The sequence below is a fragment of the Microbacterium sp. cx-55 genome (assembly GCF_021117345.1).
GTDB lineage: Bacteria > Actinomycetota > Actinomycetes > Actinomycetales > Microbacteriaceae > Microbacterium.
The window spans coordinates 2,688,602-2,706,165 of the sequence record NZ_CP088261.1; the positions used below are offsets into that span (position 1 = coordinate 2,688,602).

Below are 17,564 nucleotides of genomic sequence, written 5' to 3' on the forward strand. Positions count from 1 at the left end.
CTTTCGAAGGGAGGGCGCGGGTCGTCGCCGACCGGCCTCGTCGTGGGGGCGGGATCAGCTGCTGCGGTCGGCGACCGCGTCGGCGAAGCGGGTGAGCGCCTCGCGCACGGGCCCGCGCGGCAGGGGCGCGAGTGCCTCGACGGCTTCGGCCGACCAGCGGTGCGCCAGGCGGAGGGTCTCCGCGGTCGCGTCGTGCTCGCGCAGTTCGGCGAGCGGGCCGTCGAGAATCGCCGCGTCAGCGCCGTCGGCGATCAGCGCGACACCCTCGTCGATGCGGGAGACGAGTTCGGCGGATGCCGCATCCGTCCGCGTGGCGAGCAGCAAGTACGGCATGGTCGGCACGCCCGCGCGCAGATCGGTGCCGGGCACCTTGCCGGTCACCGCCGGGTCAGCGGAGAGATCGATGACGTCATCGAGCAGCTGGAACGAGACGCCGACCTTTTCGCCGAAGACGAGCACGGGCTCGCGGTACTCGGCGGGGGCGTTGGAGAACAGCACTCCCGCCTGGGCAGCGGCGGCGATGAGCGACCCGGTCTTGTCGGAGAGCACCTGCAGGTAGTGGTCGACGGCGTCGACGCCTTCGGTCGGGCCCACCGTCTCGTGCATCTGGCCGAGCACGAGCCGTTCGAACGTGTCGGCCTGCAGCCGGATGGCGCGTTCGCCGAGTCGGGCCATGATCTGGCTCGCGCGGGCGAAGAGCAGATCGCCGGTCAGGATGGCGATGCTGTTGCCCCAGACGGAATGCGCCGCCGGAACACCGCGGCGCTTGTCGGCACCGTCCATGACGTCGTCGTGGTATAGCGAACCGAGGTGCGTGAGTTCGAGGGCCGCCGCGCCGTCGATGACCTCGTCGGTGACGCCGTCGCCGAGCTGAGCGGTCAGCAGGGTCAGCATCGGGCGCACCCGCTTGCCACCCGCCTCGTACAGGTAGCGGCTTGCCGCATCCGCGACGCGATCGGTCACGCGCAGCTCTTCGCCGATGTGGATCTCGACCCGGTCGAGGCCCTCCTCGACCGCCTTCAGCAGCCGCCGGGAGGCGGGACCGGCGAACACGCGCTCGGTCAGGCCGAGACGGCTCGCGAAGTGCGCACCAGGCGCGGCGGGGCTGCGGGTCACTCCCTCAGCCTACCCGGGGTGGGCGTGCCCGGTTCCGTGCGTGCCCCGTGGATCAGGACCGAACGGCGGATGCGGGCGCTGCTCAGAGGGCGTCGGCCCGGGGGAAGGGCGCCCGGGCGCGGTGCAGAGCGACGATGCCGAACGTGAGGTCGCGGTAGGCGACGTCGGCCCACCCGGCTTCACGCAGCCACACGGCGAGCGTCTTCTGGTCGGGCCAGTCCTTGATCGACTCGTTCAGGTAGTCGTACGCCTCGGCGTTCGAACTCACGCCCTTCGCAACGACCGGCAGGATGCGGTCGTTGTAGAAGCGGTACAGGCCGGCGAAGAGCGGATGCTGCGGGTGCGAGAACTCGCAGATGACGAGCCGTCCGCCGGGTTTGGTGACCCGGCGCATCTCGGCGAGCGCCGCGCGCGGGTCGTTGACGTTGCGGAGGCCGAACGAGATCGTCACGGTGTCGAACTCCGCATCCGCGAACGGGAGAGCCGTGGCGTCGGCTTCGACGAACGACAGTCCGGGCACGTCGCCGTGGCGGCGGGCTCCCTCGGCGATCATGCCGGGTGAGAAGTCGGCGGCGACGACCTCGGCGCCGCTCCGCGCGAGAGCGACGGAGCTCGCGCCGGTGCCGGCGGCGAGGTCGAGAATGCGCTGGCCGCGACGCGGGGCGACCGCGCGGGTCGTGGCGATGCGCCAGAGCCGGTCGTTGCCGAGACTCAGCACCGTGTTCGTGCGGTCGTAGTTCTGCGCGACCTGGTCGAACATGCCGCTGACGCGCTGCGGGTCTTTGCCGAGGTCGGCGCGGTTGTGCTCTTCGCTCACCCGCCCAGCCTAAGCGCTCCCCCGCGCGCAGGCCTCGGTCGCACTCCCGGGCCCGGCGCAGGTTCCCGCGATGCGAGGCACGCGGGCCGAGGTGCGGGGGCCGCGCGCTAGTTTTCTGCTCGCGCGCTTCAGATCTGTGGCGCGCGAGCAGAAAAGTGGCGCGCCAAGCACGGAGGGCGAGTGAGATGCGGACGCGGCGCGGGCGCGGCGCGGGCACGACGCGCGGCAGCGCGGTCAGCGCGAGGGGCCGAGCGCGGCCAGGCGCGCGAACCAACGATCGGCCGTGGCGTCGTCGAACGGGGGTTCGTGGGCGCCGACGCGTCGCTCGAGATCGAGCGCGAGCGGCTCGAGATGCGCGATGACCTCCGCCGGGTACCCGTAGTGCGCGAGATGGTCTTCCCACTCGTCACGGTCGTCGATGTACAGCCCGCGATCGTCCAGCGCGCGCACGACGTCGAGATCCATGTCGATGCCTTCGATCACGTCCGCATCCGTCGTCGACCAGCGCACGTCCCAGGCCAGATCGATGTAGATCCGAATGCGGGCGGGCGCTGCATTCACGGTGCACGCGTAGGTGCCGGCGGCGGGCACGAGGGTGACGTTCGGGCTCTCAGCGACGACGTCGCGGCCCGGCCGGGCCGACCGCCATCCGGCCTGCTGCCCGATCCAGTCGCCCCACTCGTCGCGTCCGAGGTAGACGCTCTCGTGCACCCAGTGCGGGGCGCCGTCCCATTTGCGCCACCGGAAGGTCACCGGGGTACCGGGCGCGGGACGGTCGGATGCAGGCGGGGCCACGGTCACGCGACGAGTCTAGGCTTGGACGGTGACCCGATCCGCCCTCCCTCGACTGCGGGTGGAGACCCGTGAGATCGACCACGTCGAGGACCCCCTGGCCTTCACCGACGCCACGCATCCGCTCGTCTGGCAGCGGCGCGGCGACGGCATGGTCGGGTACGGCGCCGCGGTCGCGCGAGTGACGGGCGATGCGGGGACGGCGATCGAGGACCGCTGGCGCGAACTCGCCGCCGCGGCCGACATTGACGACCCGATCGGCTTTCCCGGAACGGGGCTCGTCGGTTTCGGCGCGCTCGCGTTCGCCGCCGCATCCGCCCGCTCGAGCGCCATCGTCGTGCCACAGCTCATCGTCGGACGCCGTCACGGCCGGTCGTGGCTGACGACCGTCCGCACCGACGGCGCGATCTCGGCGACGCCGCGCGCGACAGAGTACGGCCCGCACTGGTCGGCCACGCTCGGTCCGGGCGCGCAGTCGCCGGAGGGGTACATGGCATCCGTTCGCGCGGGCCTCGCCGCCATCGCCGCCGGAGACGTGAGCAAAGTCGTGCTCGCCCGCGACCTGGCCGGAACGGTGCCCGCCGGCTCCGACCTCCGCCGCCTCGTGCGAGCGCTCGCTTCCGGATACCCCGACACCTGGGCGTTCGCGGTCGACGGGTTGATCGGCGCGAGCCCGGAAACGCTCGTCACGGTCGAGCACGGCGTCGTGACCGCACGGGTGCTCGCCGGCACCGCCGCTCGGGGCGCGGATCCGGATGCGGACACCGCCGCATCCCTCGCCCTCGCCACGAGCCCGAAGGATCAGGACGAGCACCAGTTCGCGGTGCGCAGCGTGCTCGAGTCTCTCCGCCCGCACACGAGTGCGCTGCGCGCGAGCGAGCAGCCGTTCACGCTGAAGCTGCCGAACGTCTGGCATCTCGCGACCGACGTGGAGGGCCGGCTGGCGGATGCGGCATCCGCCCTCGACCTCGTGGCTGCCCTGCATCCGACCGCCGCGGTCGCCGGCACCCCGACGGCCACCGCGCTCGAGGCCATCGGCCGCCTCGAGCCGTTCGATCGCGGGCGGTACGCCGGTCCGGTCGGCTGGATCGACGCGAACGGATCGGGCGAGTGGGCCATTGCGCTGCGCTGCGCGCAGTTCGATCCCGGCGACCCGGGCGCCCCGATCCCGCTGACCGCCTACGCGGGTGCCGGGATCGTCGCCGGCAGCGATCCCGAGTCGGAGCTGCTCGAGACCCGGGTGAAGTTCCGCCCGATCGTCGACGCGCTCGCCTGACCCCGCCCGCCGAGCCACCCCCTTCGCGCCGAGCCGTCCCTTTCTGCGCGTGCCGCACAGGGGTGGGTCGCGCACAGAGGGGTGGGTCGGCGAGCGGGCGACCCCGCGCCGGGGTCAGCGCGGGAGCGGGACCTCGATGATCTGGCGGCCACCGGCGGGCGAGGTCAGGGCCTGGTCGAGGGCGGCGCGGGTCGTGACGCGCTGATACTCCCAGCCGTACGCCTGCGCGAGATGTTCGAAGCGCGCGGACTGCGGGGTGTAGAGCACCCGGTCCATCGCATCGGCGTCGGCGACCGCCGCGACCTCGAGACCGTCGAAGATCGTGCCGCCGCCGTCGTTGCCGACGATCACCTGGATGCGCGGCTCCTGCTCCGCGCCGGGGAAGAGCAACGCCCCGACATCGTGCAGCAGCGTCAGGTCGCCGAGCAGCACGCGGGTGACTCCCGGACGACCGTCGCGCTGGCTGGCGAGCGCAATGCCGAGCCCCGTCGCGACCGTGCCGTCGATACCGGCGAGCCCGCGATTCGCGTGCACGGGCACCTTCTTGCCGCCGAGCAGGCGATCGGCGACCCGCACGAGCCGCGACGACCCGAACATGAGCCGATCGTGCGGCCAGGTCGCCCGCCAGACGGCATCGGCGAGCGCCGCGCGATCGAGCGGCGCGCGGATCACGCCGAGTTCGGCCGAGATCGCTCCGAGACGCTCGCTCGGATTCGTCGAGGCGAGGGCATCGGCATCCGGTGCCGGCGGGGTCAGATCGACGGATGCGGCGCGCGACGCCCGCATCCACTCCCCCAGCCATTCGCGGTCGCCGGCGCCCGGGGCCACCGCGATCTCATCGACCGGGGTCGTCGTGCCGTTCAGGTTGAGCGGTTCACCGGGGCCGCGGAGCGCCACCACCTCGATGTCATCGCGTGCGAGCACGGCGGTGACCTCGCGGCTGAGCGTCGGGTGGCCGAGCACGACGGCACGCTCGATGCGACCGCCGAGGTGCGGATCGGCGAGCAGATCGCGGTATCCGTGCACGATGTTGCGACCGAACCGCGCGCCGCTGACGATCTCAGCGACGAGCGGCCATCCGCCCTCGTGCGCGATGCGCTCCGCGTCGGGGCCGGCATCCGCGCCGGCGATGACGATCGTGCGAAGCCCGCGGTGCAGGATCTCGGGGGCGTCCGCGACGTCGGCGGGTCCGTCGGACTCGCCGATCCCGCCGCCGCCCTGGTACAGCGCACCGGATGCGGCGACCTCCTCGGTCGGCGCCTCCGTCTCGGCGGGTTCGGACTCGCCGCCCACGGCGGTCGCCGCCCACGGCGGAAGCACCCCGGCGAGCGGCTCGCGGAACGGCAGGTTGAGGTGCACGGGGCCCGCGGAGCGCAGCCCTGAGCCGAGCGCCGCATCGAGCGCCTCGTCGGCGAGCTGACGCACCATCGCCGTCTGGGCGCCCGTGCCGTCGGGATCGATCTCGTCCGGCACCGGGGCGTCGGCCTCGAACCGCGTCGCGGCGGTGAACAGGCCGGGCTGGCGGGTGGTCTGATTCGCGCCGACGCCGCGGAGCTCCGGCGGGCGGTCGGCGGTGAGCAGCAGCATCGGCACACCCGAGTGATGCGCCTCGAGCGCCGCGGGCAGCAGGTTCGCGACCGCGGTGCCCGACGTGCACACCACGACCGCCGGCATCCGCGACTCCCGCCCGATGCCGAGCGCAGTGAACCCCGCGACCCGCTCATCGATCCGCACGTGGACGCGCACGAGACCGGCGCGTTCGAACTCGGCGGCGACGAGCGCGAGGGCCTGCGAGCGCGACCCCGGGCTGAGCACGATCTCGGTGAGACCGCGCTCCACCAGACGCCCGAGCAGGGCAGTCGCCGCATCCGTCGCCGGTGCGCGACCGGCGGTGTCTTGCGCGCTCACGTCAGCTGGCGCGGGTGTCGTCGTCGTCGCCCGGACGATGCGGCGCCGGCGGCCCGGGTTCTGCGTCGTCGCCTTCGGCGTCGAGCTGGGCGAGTTCTTCTTCGAGCCGACGGATGCGTTCGTCCTGATCGCTGATCGAACCGATCGTGCGGAGGAACTGCGGATCGTCATCGGGTGCGCGGCGCACGACGGGAGTGCTGCGCCGGCCACGGCCGACGAGGAGCCAGAGGATGCCGCCCACCACGGGGAGCAGGATCACGATGACGATCCAGGCACCCTTGCTGACGCCTCGGTGCCGCGTCGACGGCTGCAACGCGCAATCGACGGCGGTGTACACCCAGAAGACGACGGCCACGAGCGCCAGAATGAGCAGGAGCCTCGCCATGAGGCCAGTCTAGGCTGCGCGCCACGACCCCGGGCGGCAGCACCCGCGCGCTCAGGCCTCTCACGGGCGCGACCCCGGGCGGGGCGCGCGGCGCCCGCACGTAGGATGAGGGGGTGAAGGCCCGTCCCGCGATCGTCTACTCGATCTTGCGAATTCTCGCGTTCCTGGTGCCCTTCGGCATCCTGATGCTGTTCCCCGTGTTCCAGGATCTGTACTGGCTGGCGGCCATCTTCGCCGCCCTCATCGGCCTCAGCCTGTCGCTGCTCCTGCTGCGCCGTCCCCTCGCGGATGCCACGGCCGGCCTCGGGCAACCGCGCGCGCCCCGCCGCGTCGCCGGCGCAGAAGACGCGGAGGCCGAAGACGCCGTCGCCGACGATGCCGCAGGCACCACGCCCACCGCGCCCGACGCCGCTGGCACCACGCCCGCCGACGCTGGCGCCGCGCCCGACGCCACGCGCTGAGCGAGAACCGGTCAGCCGGTGAACGCCCAGAAGAGCAGCGCGCCGTAGGCCACCGAGGCGAACGACGTCAGGCTCAGTGCGACGACGAGTTCGCGCGGCTTGCCGAAGGTCCAGACGATCAGGATCGCGGGCAGCGCGAGCAGGAGCGCCATGAGCGTCAGCCACGCGATGGGGTAGAAGACCGCGAGCCAGACGCCGATTCCGAACGGCACGAGCACGAACACCGTGAAGAGCACCTGGGTGCCGCGCGTGCCGATCAGGACGCTCAGGGTGCGCTTGCCCGCGGTGCGGTCCTGGTCGATGTCGCGCAGATTGTTGGCGAGGAGGACGGCGCAGGCGAACAGCCCCGCCGCGACCGCACCGAACCAGGCCTCCTGCGGAACGATCTGCACCTGGATGAATGTCGTGCCGACCGTCGCGACCAGGCCGAAGAAGACGAAGACGAAGACCTCGCCGAGCGCGTTGTAGCCGTACGGTCGTTTACCGCCGGTGTAGAACCAGGCGGCGACGATGCAGACGGCCCCGATCGCGATCAGGAACCACTGCTGCGTGCGGATGGTCATCGCGAGCCCCGCGACGCCGGCGAGCGCGAAGAAGGCGAGCGAGACGAGAAGCACGGTGCGCGGGCGCGCCTTGCCGGCGCCGGTCAGGCGCGCGGGTCCGACGCGCACGTCGTCGGTGCCGCGCACCCCGTCGCTGTAGTCGTTCGCGTAGTTGACGCCGATCTGCAGCAGCACCGCGACCGCGAGGCAGCCGAGTGCGAGCAGCCAGTGGAACTCGTTGTCGGCGAGCCGGGCGGCGCCCGTGCCGATCAGCACGGGCGTGATCGCGAGCGGGAGGGTCCGAAGCCGTGCCGCGCCGATCCAGTCGCGGGCCGTCGCCTTCACCGGGGTGCGCGGGTCTCGAGAGACGTGCGCCTTCTGCGGATTGCCGCGCGGATGCGGACGCTTCGTGCCGGATCGGGACTTCTTACGCGGGGTGCCTGCCACGGGGAGCAATCCTAGGCCCGTCGGGGATGACGCCCCGCCACGACCCCGACGCGCACCCTCCCCGCGGGTCCTCGCCGCGCCTCGATTCCGCGTCGGCTCACCCGGCCGCGAGATGCCGCAGCGCCACCCGATCGGGCTTCCCGCTCGACAGCGTCGACAGGGCGTCCACTCGCCGCACGCGCGACGGACGCGCGGGGGCACCGAGCTCGGCGCCGACCGCATCCCGAACCGCGCGCAGAAGTGCACCGTCATCACCGTCATCGTCATCGTCGTCACCGGCGAACACGACGACGGATGCCTCGCCCCACTGCGCGTCGGGCACCCCGACGACGACAGCCTCCGCGAGTCCCGGAAGGCCGCGCACGATCCGCTCCACGCGGTCGAGCGAGACATTCACGCCGCCCGAGACGATGACATTGTCGAGGCGGCCGTGCACGCGCAGGCGGCCGCTCGAGATCTCCGCCGCGTCGCCCGTGCGGTACCAGCGGAGGCCGTCGTCGTCGCGGGCGAAGGCGGCATCGGTGCGCTCGGGGTCGCCGAGGTACCCGTCCGCGAGGGTCGGGCCCGCGAGCTGCAGCTCACCGGATTCGATCCGCATCCGGACGCCGTCGAGCGGCACCCCGTCGTACACGCAGCCGCCCGCGGTCTCGCTCGCGCCGTAGGTGCGCACTACCCGGGCGCCGAGCGCTGCGGCCCGCGCGTGCACGGGTTCGGGCAGCGCCTGGCCGCCGATCAGAATCGCCTCGAACGAGCGCAACGCGTCGCGGACGTCCGCGCCGCCCGCCTGTTCCGCGGCCTCGACCAGCCGGATCAGCTGCGTGGGAACGAGCGAGGTGTAGGTGGGGACGCGGTCGCCACCCCGACTCGACGCCATCAGCCGCGTGGCCGCGGTGAACGCCGAAGGGCTGAAACGCCCCTCGAGCACGGCGGGTTCGCGGCCCGCCATGAGCGAGCGCACCAGCACCTGGAGTCCGGCGACGTAGGCGGCGGGGAGGGCGAGCAGCCACGCCCCCTCGCCGATGCGGTCCCGCGTTGCGAAGGCGCTGGCCGTGAGGGCGCTCCGACTGAGCAGCACGCTCTTCGGGTATCCGGTCGACCCGGACGTCGTGACGACCGCCGCGGTGCCCGCGGGAACCTGGACGGGATCGGCCGCGCCGAGCAGCACGGCGGGGCCGGCCCCCTCGACCGCCCGGCGCACCGCCCGCAGCACATCGCGGGCACCCGCACCATCCGGCGGAACCGCCGTCAGTAATGCCACGGGTAGGGCGACCAGTCCGGCTCGCGCTTCTCCAGGAACGCGTCGCGCCCCTCGACCGCTTCATCCGTGCCGTACGCGAGGCGCGTGGCCTCCCCCGCGAACACCTGCTGGCCGACCAGACCGTCGTCGACGGCGTTGAAGGCGAACTTCAGCATCCGGATGGCGGTCGGCGACTTGCCGAGGATCGTCCGCGCCATGGCGATCGCCTCGCGCTCGAGGTCGGCGTGCGGCACGACGCGGTTGACGGCGCCCATCTCGTACGCGCGCTGGGCGGAGTACTCCTCCGCGAGGAAGAACACCTCCCGCGCGACCTTCTGGCCCACCTGGCGGGCCATGTACGCCGAGCCGTAGCCGGCGTCGAACGAGCCGACGTCGGCATCCGTCTGCTTGAACCGGCCGTGCTCGGCCGAGGCGATCGACAGGTCGGCGACGATGTGCAGCGAGTGTCCGCCGCCCGCGGCCCACCCCGGGATCACCGCGATCACGACCTTCGGCATGAACCGGATGAGGCGCTGCACCTCGAGGATGTGCAGGCGCCCGGCGCGTGCGGGATTCTGCACCGAGGTCTCTTCGTCGGAGTACTTGTACCCGTCGCGGCCCCGGATCCGCTGGTCGCCGCCGGAGCAGAACGCCCAGCCGCCGTCCTTCGGACTCGGACCGTTGCCGGTCAGCAGCACCACGCCGATCCGCGGGTTCTGACGTGCATCGTCGAGGGCGCGGTAGAGCTCGTCGACCGTATGGGGCCGGAACGCGTTCCGCACCTCGGGCCGGTCGAACGCGATCCGGGCGATGCGCCCGTCCCGGGAGATGTGCGACGTGATGTCGGTGAAGGCCTCCGCACCGGGCGCGACCTCCCAGACGCTCTCGTCGAACAGCTCGGATACGCTCACGCGCGCCCGCCGTTCTTCGCATCGCGCCAGGCGAGCCAGGTGCGGACGATCTCGACGTCGTAGTCGGGGCCGTTGACACCGAGCGTGAACAGGCGCGTGCCGGCGTCGAACAGCGCGTCGGCCGACGCCGCGTCGCGGTCCTTCAGCTCGTTCGAGACGATCAGCCCGGAGACATCGCGCTCTTCGGTCTCGGCCCAGCGCTCGATCACGCCGACCTTGTGGGCGATCTCCTGCGGGTCGACGAAGCTGTGCCAGATGTCGGCGTGACGCGCGACGAGGCGGAGGGTCTTCTGCTCGCCCTTGCCGCCGATCAGGATCGGGATGTGGCGGGTGGGGGCAGGGTTCAGCGTCGACCAGCGTGCCGTGACCCGGCCGAGGCCATCGCCCAGGTCGTTCAGGCGGGAACCGGCCGTGCCGAACTCGTAGCCGTACTCGTCGTAGTCGCGCTCGAACCACCCGGAACCGGTGCCGAAGATGAACCGGCCCTCGCCGCCCTTCGCGCTGATGTGGTCGATCGTGCGGGCCATGTCGGCCTGCAGATCGGGGTTGCGGTAGCTGTTGCAGTTCACCAGCGCACCGAACTCGACCCGCTCGGTCTGCTCGGCCCACGCGGCGAGCATCGTCCACGACTCGAAGTGCGCGCCATCCGGGTCGCCGTAGAGCGGGAAGAAGTGGTCCCAGTTGAAGAGGATGTCCACGCCCATGTCCTCGAAGCGCAGGGCGGCATCGCGGATGTCGGTGTAGGTCGCGTGCTGGGGCTGGATCTGCACGCCGAGGCGTACCGGAGTGTCGAGAAGGGGCATGGCCACAAGCCTAGGACCGCGACACTGCCCGTGGCGGGATGATGGCAGCATGAGCTCCTCCGTTCCTGCCCTAACCGACCTCCTCGCGACCGCGCGCGTCGTCGCCCTTCCGCTCGTGACACGCTTCCGCGGCATCGAGGTGCGGGAGGCGCTCGTCTTCGAGGGCCCGGAGGGGTGGGCGGAGTTCGCGCCGTTCCTCGAGTACGGCGACGCGGAAGCCGCGGCGTGGCTCGAGGCGGCGATCGATTTCGCCTGGCGACCGCAGCCGCATCCGCTCCGCACCCGCGTGCACGTGAACGCCACGGTTCCCGCTGTCGCGGCCGCCGCGGTGCCCGGAGTGCTCGCACGATTCGACGGATGCCGGACGGCCAAGGTGAAGGTCGCCGAACCCGGGCAGACCCTCGCCGACGACGTCGCACGGGTCGCCGCGGTGCGGGCGGTCATGGGCGCGGAGGGCCGGGTGCGGGTCGACGCGAACGGCGCCTGGAACGTGGATGAAGCCGAGCACGCGTTCCACGCGCTCGCGGAGTACGACCTGGAGTACGTCGAGCAACCGTGCGCCCGCGTGGAAGAACTCTCCGAGCTGCGCGAGCGCGTCGCGTACATGGGCATCCCGATCGCTGCGGACGAAAGCGTCCGGAAGGCCGAGGATCCGCTGCGGGTCGCGCGGGAGGGGGCAGCCGACCTGCTGGTCGTGAAGGCCGCCCCGCTCGGCGGAGTGCGCCGCGCGCTCGAGATCGTGGCCGAGTCGGGGCTGCCGGCGGTCGTCTCGAGCGCGCTCGACACCTCGGTGGGGATCGGGATGGGACTCGCGCTGGCCGCCGCGCTCCCCTCGCTCGACTACGACTGCGGGCTCGGCACCGCGTCGCTGCTCGGCGCCGACGTCACCGCCGACCCGCTCCTCCCGCAGGACGGCGCGATCGACGTGCGCCGGGCGAGCGTCGATCCGTCGGCGCTGGATGCGCACGCCGCGTCGGTCGAGCGCCGGGACTGGTGGTTCGCCCGGCTCGAGCGCTGTCACGCGCTCCTGTCCGACTGAGCAGGGCCAACCGAGCACACCCTTCCGAGCGGTCCCGGCAGAGCGCTCCCGGCCGCCCGGTCAGTCGGCGATGGCGGCGGCGAGCGCGGCGGTGCGCTCGGTGACCAGGCGCAGGGTGTCGGCGGTGCCGAGTCCGGCGATCACGGCGTGCACACACGTCGCATCCCAGTTCTGCAGAACGAATCGAGCGGCGTCGAGCACCGGCATCCGCAGGCGCAGGGAGTAGGTGCGGGCGAGGTCGGCGATGATCTGGGCGACCCGCTCGGTCATGGCGGCATCCCATTCCAGGTACGCCGCCGCGAGTCGTCGATCGCGCATCGCGTTCGTGCGGATCTCGCTCATGAGCACGACGCCGAGTCGCTCCTCGTGCTCGATGTCGAGCACCCGCAGCACGAGCTCCGCCGGCGTCATGGCCGGCAGCCCTTCGCTCTCGAGCTCGCGCACTCGCGTCGTCACCCGCTCGAGCTTGGCGTCGGACACCTGCTGCACCAGTCCGAAGAACAGCTCGTCCTTGGAGGCGAAGTTCGAGTAGAACGCGCCGCGGGTGAATCCGGCGCGTTCGCAGATCGCCTCGACCGAGGCGCCGTCGAATCCCGACTCGGCGAAGACCTCGGATGCGGCGGTCAGCAGACGTGCGCGGGTGTTCTCACGACTGCGCGGAGGAGACGCTTCGCTCATCCCGGGCCCTTCCTCCGATGCGGCATTCACCCCGCGCACAGTTTCGCTGCGCGGGCGATCCTTAGGATACACATCTGTATCGGATACGCTTGTGTATCGAACTCGTCGTCACCCGCAGCCGGAGGCATCTGTGTCCACGCTCCTGTACTCGCTCGGCCGCTGGTCGTTCCGTCACCCGTGGCGCGTGCTCCTCAGCTGGGTGCTGCTCCTCGCCCTCGCCGCCGGAGGCGCCGCCCTCCTCGCGAAGGGCACCGACAACAGCTTCTCGATTCCGGGCACGGAGTCGCAGGCCGGGCTCGAGCAGCTGAACCGCACGTTCCCGCAGGTCAGCGGAACGAGCGCGCAGTTCATCGTGGTGGCGGCCGACGGCGACGCCGTCACGGACGCGGACTACCACGACGCGATTGAGAACACGGTCGGGCAGATCGAAGATCTCGACGGCGTCCTCGCCGTCACCGACCCCTACAGCGACACCGTGCGGGGCAACATCTCGGACGACGAGACCGCGGCGATCGTGCGGATGCAGTTCGACGGCCAGGCGACGAATGTTCCCGCCGAGACGGTGACCGCGCTCGAGCAGGTCGTGGACGAGCTCGGACCGGAGCTTCCGAGCGGGGCGCAGGTGCAGCTCGGCGGCGATCTGTTCGCGGTCTCCCTGCCGGGCGTCACGGTCACCGAGCTCGTCGGACTCCTAATCGCGCTGCTCGTGCTGATCGCGACCTTCCGCTCGTTCGTCGTGGCCGGCCTTCCGCTGCTCACCGCGATCCTCGGCGTCGGCCTCTCGATGGCGCTCATCTTCGTCGCCACGGCATTCGCGTCGGTCTCCTCGACGACTCCGCTGCTGGCGCTGATGCTTGGTCTCGCCGTCGGCATCGACTACTCGCTCTTCATCATCTCCCGGCATCAGGATCAGACCCGCGCCGGCGCCGACCCGGAGGAATCCGCGGCCCGCGCGACCGGCACTGCCGGCTCGGCGGTCGTGTTTGCCGGCATCACCGTGCTCATCGCGCTCATCGGTCTGAGCTTCGCCGGCATCCCATTCCTCACCACGATGGGCGTGGCCGCCGCCGTCGCCGTCGCGATCGCCGTGGCCGTCGCGGTGACCCTGACGCCCGCCCTCCTCGGCCTCGTCAAGGGTCGCGTGCTCGGCTGGCGTCGCCGGGCGGCGAAGAAGACGGATGCGGCCACCACCCCCGCGCGTCGCGGTTTCGCCACGCGCTGGGTGGGGCTCGTGACGCGGCACCCGCTGCTCACCACGATCGCCGTCGTCGTCACCCTCGGAGTCGCGACGATTCCCGCCGCCAGCCTCGCCCTCGCGCTGCCGAACGCCGGCCAGCTCCCCAAGGACGACGCCGCGCGCATCACCTACGACCTGACCACCGAGCACTTCGGCCCGGGCGCCAACGGACCGCTGATCATGACCGGCACGATCGTCACCTCGAACGACCCGGTCACCCTGATGACCGAAATCGGCGACGAGATCGCCGCGCTGCCGGGAGTGAAGGAGGTCGCCCTCGCGACCCCGAACGAGGCCGCCGACACGGGCATCGTGCAGATCGTGCCCGAGACGGCGCCCGACGACCCGGCGACCGCCGACCTCGTGCGCGAACTGCGCGCTCAGCACGACCGCCTGCTCGACGAGTACGGCGTCGACCTGAAGGTCACCGGCTTCACCGCCGTCGCGATCGACATCTCCGACCGCCTCGGCCAGGCTCTGCTCCCGTTCGGGCTCTTCGTGGTCGGTCTCTCCCTCATCCTGCTGATGATCGTGTTCCGGTCGGTGTGGGTGCCCCTGAAAGCCGCCCTCGGCTACCTGCTCTCGGTCGGGGCGTCGTTCGGTGTCGTCGCGGCGGTCTTCGAGTGGGGATGGTTCGCCGATCTGCTGCACGTCGCCCGCACGGGCCCGGTCATCAGCTTCATGCCCATCGTCGTGATGGGTGTGCTGTTCGGCCTCGCGATGGACTACGAGGTCTTCCTCGTCTCCCGGATGCGGGAGGACTACGTGCATGCCCTCCGCCGCCGCGGCGGCGGGTCCGCGAAGGCCATCGCCGTGGATGCGGTGCGCAGCGGCTTCTCCGCATCCGCCCGCGTCGTCACCGCGGCCGCGGTGATCATGTTCGCGGTGTTCGCCGCGTTCGTGCCGGAGGGGGACTCCAACCTGAAACCGATCGCGCTGGGTCTTGCCACGGGTGTCGCCATCGACGCGTTCCTCGTGCGCATGACGCTCGTGCCGGCGGTCATGACGCTCCTCGGCGACCGCGCCTGGTGGTTCCCCCGCTGGCTCGACCGCTTGCTCCCCCACTTCGACATCGAGGGCGAGGCCGTCGAGCGCGAACTCGCCCTCGCGGACTGGCCCGCCGAGCCCGCCGCCATCACCGCCGAGGGCGTGACCGTGCGGGCCTGGAACCGCCGCGAGGGCGAGGTCACCGTGCTCGCCGAAACGACGTTCCGCGTGCGCCCCGGTCACTGCCTCGTGGTGACGGGGCCGCGCGAATCGCGCCGCGCCCTCGCCCTCGCGGTCGCGGGACGCGCCGATCCGTCGGACGGACGGATGCGGGTCGCCGGGCGCCTGGTTCCCGAACGCGCCGGGTGGGTGCGACGGAATGTCGGCATCGCCCTCCTCGGCGACAGCGCCGACCCCGGCGACGAACTGCGGCAGGCGCTCGGCGCCCGCGCGAACGTCGTCGTGATCGACGGCCTCGACCTGCTCGAGGGCGCGGCGCGCGCGCAGGCGGTCGATGCCATCCGCGACGCGGCGCTCCTCGCCTCCGAACGCGCTGACGACGCCCGCACCGCGCTCACGCTCGTCGTGACGGCGGCCGACTCGGGGCGCGCGCAGGCGCTGCTCACCGACGCGCTCCGCCCGCACGTGCAGACCCTCGAGGTACTGCCGGGCGACGCATCCGCTTCCGCATCCGATCTCGCATCCGCACCTGAGGTGACCGCATGACTCTCCCCGTGGAACGTTCCCGCTCCGGCCGCCCCATCACCTGGCTCACGGTCGTGGGCGTGCTGCTGCTGCCGGTCGTGATGGGCGCGCTGCTCGTCGCGGCGCTCTACAACCCGGCCGAACGCCTCGGCAACATGACCGCCGCCATCGTCAACGACGACAAGGCGGTCGAGATCCAGGGGCAGCTCGCCCCGCTCGGCCGGCAGCTCACCGGCGGGCTCGTCGCCGGGTCGGATCAAATCGCCAGCAACCTCGACTGGACCATCTCCAACGACGAGGATGCCGCCGAGGGACTCGCCGACGGCACCTACAGCGCGATCGTCCGGATCCCGGAGAACTTCTCCGCCGCCGCGACCTCGACCGCGGGCACGTCACCCGAACAGGCGACGATCGAGGTGCAGACCGCGCCCGATGGCCGCATCGTCGACGACGCGATCACGGCCCAGATCACGCAGGCCGCGGCCACCGTGTTCGGCACGGAGGTGTCGAAGACGTACCTCGAGAACGTGCTGCTCGGCTTCACGACGCTGCACGACCAGCTCGGCGACGCCGCATCCGGCGCCCACGAGATCGCCGACGGCGCCGACCAGGCAGCGTCCGGGGCCACCACCCTCGCAACCGGTGCCGACGACCTCTCCGCCGGCGTCGGCCAGCTCGCGAGCGGCGCGCAGGGCATCGCGGATGGTGCCGGCGCGCTGTCGAGCGGAGCGAACCAGCTCGCGTCGGGCGCGTCGACCGCCGCGAGCGGGCTCGGCACGCTCGCGGGAAGCGCCGACACCCTCGCCGCCGGCAACCGGCAGCTCTCCGACGGCCTGAACACACTGGCGGGATCACTGCCGCCCGGCACCGCGGAAGCCGCCGGCCAGCTCGCCGCGAGCGCCCCGGCGATCACCGCGGGACTCGCCCAGGCGAGCGACGACCTGTCGCGCCTGGCCGCGCAGTGCGACCCCGCCGCCACGCCCGATCTCTGCGCGTCACTGTCGGATGCCGCGGCCGACGCGGACGCGGCACTGCCCGGCACGACCCGGTTCGTGACGCAGGCCGGCCAGCTCGCCGGCGGCCTCTCGGCGCTGCCCGGCGCGCTGCAGGCTCTCGCGGCATCGTCTGCGCAACTGGCCGACGGCACGTCGGCTCTCGCCGGCGGCGCCCGGCAGGCGGCCGACGGCGTGGGCGCGCTCTCCAGCGGTGCGGCGCAGCTCGCGACGGGCGCGTCTACCCTCCAGGGCGGTGCGGCTCAGCTCGCCACCGGGGCGGCGTCGGCCGCATCCGGATCCGCCGAACTCGCGACCGGTGCCGACACGCTCGGAACGGGAGTCGGCCAGGTGGCGAGCGGCACGCGCACGCTCGCCGACGGGCTCGACACGGCCGTTGCGCAGGTGCCGACGTACAGCGACGAACAGGCCACGAGCCTCGCGACCGTCGTGGCCGACCCGGTCGCCGCGGAAGGAGTGGGCACCGACCTGTTCGGCGCATCCGCCATCCCGCTGCTCGCGATGCTCGTGCTCTGGTTCGGCGGACTCGGCTCGTTCGTGGTGCTGCGGGCGGTCTCGGCGCACACCCTCACGAGCCGGCGCACGTCGCTGCTGCTGACGCTCCGCGCCTTCGCCCCCGCCGCGCTGATCGGCGCCGCGCAGGGCGCGCTCGTGGCCGTCGTCGTGCAGATCGCCGCATCGTACGACTGGGCCGACTGGTCGCTGTTCGCCGCCCTCTGCGTCGCCGCGGGCATCGCGTTCGCCGCGGTGAACCAGGCGCTCGTCGCACTGTTCGGCGGTGCCGGACGCTGGATCGCCGCCGTCGTCGGCGCCCTCGCGCTCGCGACCGGCGTCGTGTCGACCGTGCCGTCCGCCCTGACGTCGGCGGCGGGCCTGCTGCCCACGGCTCCGGCCTACTCCGCGATGCTCGGGGCGCTGACCTCGACGGGCGGCGTGGGCGCGGCGCTGGTCGGGATGCTCGTGTGGTCGGCGCTCGCGCTGATCGCCACGACCCTGGTGGTGGCGCAGCGCCGCAAGGTGCGCGCGAGCGCGGTGCTGACCGCATCCGCCCCCTGAGACATCCGCCCCCTGAGGCATCCCCCCAGCCGCCCTACCCCCACCCCGCATGTCCCACTTTTTGCCGCTTTCCCGCACTCATAGCGGCAAAAAGTGGGACATGCTCTGCAATTAGTGGGACATGGGTGCTCAGCTCCGGATGGGGTGCTCAGCT

General features: G+C 72.3%; 15 protein-coding genes. 5 read left to right on the forward strand and 10 right to left on the reverse strand.

Annotation, left to right across the window (positions count from 1 at the left end):
• Positions 1–54: 54 nt before the first annotated feature.
• The 3 genes from LQ938_RS12740 to LQ938_RS12750 all read right to left on the reverse strand — a co-directional run bounded on the left by LQ938_RS12740 (position 55) and on the right by LQ938_RS12750 (position 2,734).
• On the reverse strand, positions 55–1,116 hold the full coding sequence (locus LQ938_RS12740; protein WP_223722695.1) for a polyprenyl synthetase family protein: 1,062 nt from the start codon (positions 1,114–1,116) through the stop codon (positions 55–57).
• An 82-nt stretch (positions 1,117–1,198) separates the two neighbouring features.
• Positions 1,199–1,933, reverse strand: coding sequence for a demethylmenaquinone methyltransferase (locus tag LQ938_RS12745; RefSeq protein ID WP_223722694.1), 735 nt, complete (start codon positions 1,931–1,933; stop codon positions 1,199–1,201).
• A 234-nt stretch (positions 1,934–2,167) separates the two neighbouring features.
• Entirely contained in the window at positions 2,168–2,734 is a 567-nt protein-coding gene (locus LQ938_RS12750) for a DUF402 domain-containing protein (protein WP_223722693.1), read from the reverse strand.
• 22 nt (positions 2,735–2,756) lie between these two features.
• Between LQ938_RS12750 and LQ938_RS12755 the strand changes: the two genes are divergently transcribed.
• Entirely contained in the window at positions 2,757–4,001 is a 1,245-nt protein-coding gene (locus LQ938_RS12755; RefSeq protein ID WP_223722692.1) for an isochorismate synthase, read from the forward strand.
• Positions 4,002–4,115: 114 nt separating this feature from the next.
• On the opposite strand, the gene menD is transcribed toward LQ938_RS12755, so the two are convergent.
• Both menD and LQ938_RS12765 read right to left on the reverse strand, forming a co-directional pair.
• Entirely contained in the window at positions 4,116–5,909 is a 1,794-nt protein-coding gene (gene menD, locus LQ938_RS12760; protein ID WP_223722691.1) for a 2-succinyl-5-enolpyruvyl-6-hydroxy-3-cyclohexene-1-carboxylic-acid synthase, read from the reverse strand.
• Position 5,910: 1 nt separating this feature from the next.
• Positions 5,911–6,294 carry a PLD nuclease N-terminal domain-containing protein gene (locus LQ938_RS12765; RefSeq protein WP_223722690.1) on the reverse strand — a complete coding sequence of 128 codons (384 nt, stop codon included), beginning with the start codon at positions 6,292–6,294 and terminating at the stop codon, positions 5,911–5,913.
• A 113-nt stretch (positions 6,295–6,407) separates the two neighbouring features.
• Between LQ938_RS12765 and LQ938_RS12770 the strand changes: the two genes are divergently transcribed.
• Entirely contained in the window at positions 6,408–6,755 is a 348-nt protein-coding gene (locus LQ938_RS12770; protein WP_223722689.1) for a DUF4229 domain-containing protein, read from the forward strand.
• Positions 6,756–6,766: 11 nt separating this feature from the next.
• Here the strand turns inward: LQ938_RS12770 and LQ938_RS12775 are convergent, their stop codons facing one another.
• The 4 genes from LQ938_RS12775 to LQ938_RS12790 all read right to left on the reverse strand — a co-directional run bounded on the left by LQ938_RS12775 (position 6,767) and on the right by LQ938_RS12790 (position 10,695).
• Positions 6,767–7,744, reverse strand: a complete 978-nt coding sequence (locus LQ938_RS12775) for a 1,4-dihydroxy-2-naphthoate polyprenyltransferase (RefSeq protein ID WP_223722688.1) — start codon at positions 7,742–7,744, stop codon at positions 6,767–6,769.
• A 97-nt stretch (positions 7,745–7,841) separates the two neighbouring features.
• A complete protein-coding gene (locus LQ938_RS12780) occupies positions 7,842–8,993 on the reverse strand; it encodes an AMP-binding protein (protein WP_223722732.1) in 1,152 nt (383 codons plus the stop codon).
• Positions 8,990–9,892 (reverse strand): 1,4-dihydroxy-2-naphthoyl-CoA synthase, encoded by a 903-nt coding sequence (locus LQ938_RS12785; protein ID WP_223722687.1) that lies wholly within the window; start codon positions 9,890–9,892, stop codon positions 8,990–8,992. The genes LQ938_RS12780 and LQ938_RS12785 overlap by 4 nt, the downstream gene beginning before the upstream one ends.
• A complete protein-coding gene (locus tag LQ938_RS12790; protein ID WP_223722686.1) occupies positions 9,889–10,695 on the reverse strand; it encodes an LLM class F420-dependent oxidoreductase in 807 nt (268 codons plus the stop codon). The genes LQ938_RS12785 and LQ938_RS12790 overlap by 4 nt, the downstream gene beginning before the upstream one ends.
• 49 nt (positions 10,696–10,744) lie before the next feature.
• Here LQ938_RS12790 and LQ938_RS12795 point away from each other — a divergent pair, with 49 nt between their 5' ends.
• Positions 10,745–11,734 (forward strand): o-succinylbenzoate synthase, encoded by a 990-nt coding sequence (locus LQ938_RS12795; protein WP_223722685.1) that lies wholly within the window; start codon positions 10,745–10,747, stop codon positions 11,732–11,734.
• A 60-nt stretch (positions 11,735–11,794) separates the two neighbouring features.
• Here the strand turns inward: LQ938_RS12795 and LQ938_RS12800 are convergent, their stop codons facing one another.
• Positions 11,795–12,412, reverse strand: a complete 618-nt coding sequence (locus tag LQ938_RS12800) for a TetR/AcrR family transcriptional regulator (protein WP_223722684.1) — start codon at positions 12,410–12,412, stop codon at positions 11,795–11,797.
• A gap of 130 nt (positions 12,413–12,542) precedes the next feature.
• Here LQ938_RS12800 and LQ938_RS12805 point away from each other — a divergent pair, with 130 nt between their 5' ends.
• Together LQ938_RS12805 and LQ938_RS12810 are read left to right on the forward strand one after the other, a co-directional pair.
• Entirely contained in the window at positions 12,543–15,362 is a 2,820-nt protein-coding gene (locus tag LQ938_RS12805) for an efflux RND transporter permease subunit (protein WP_223722683.1), read from the forward strand.
• On the forward strand, positions 15,359–17,410 hold the full coding sequence (locus LQ938_RS12810) for a YhgE/Pip family protein (protein ID WP_223722682.1): 2,052 nt from the start codon (positions 15,359–15,361) through the stop codon (positions 17,408–17,410). Before LQ938_RS12805 ends, LQ938_RS12810 begins: the two co-directional genes overlap by 4 nt.
• The last annotated feature ends 154 nt before the right edge of the window (positions 17,411–17,564 follow it).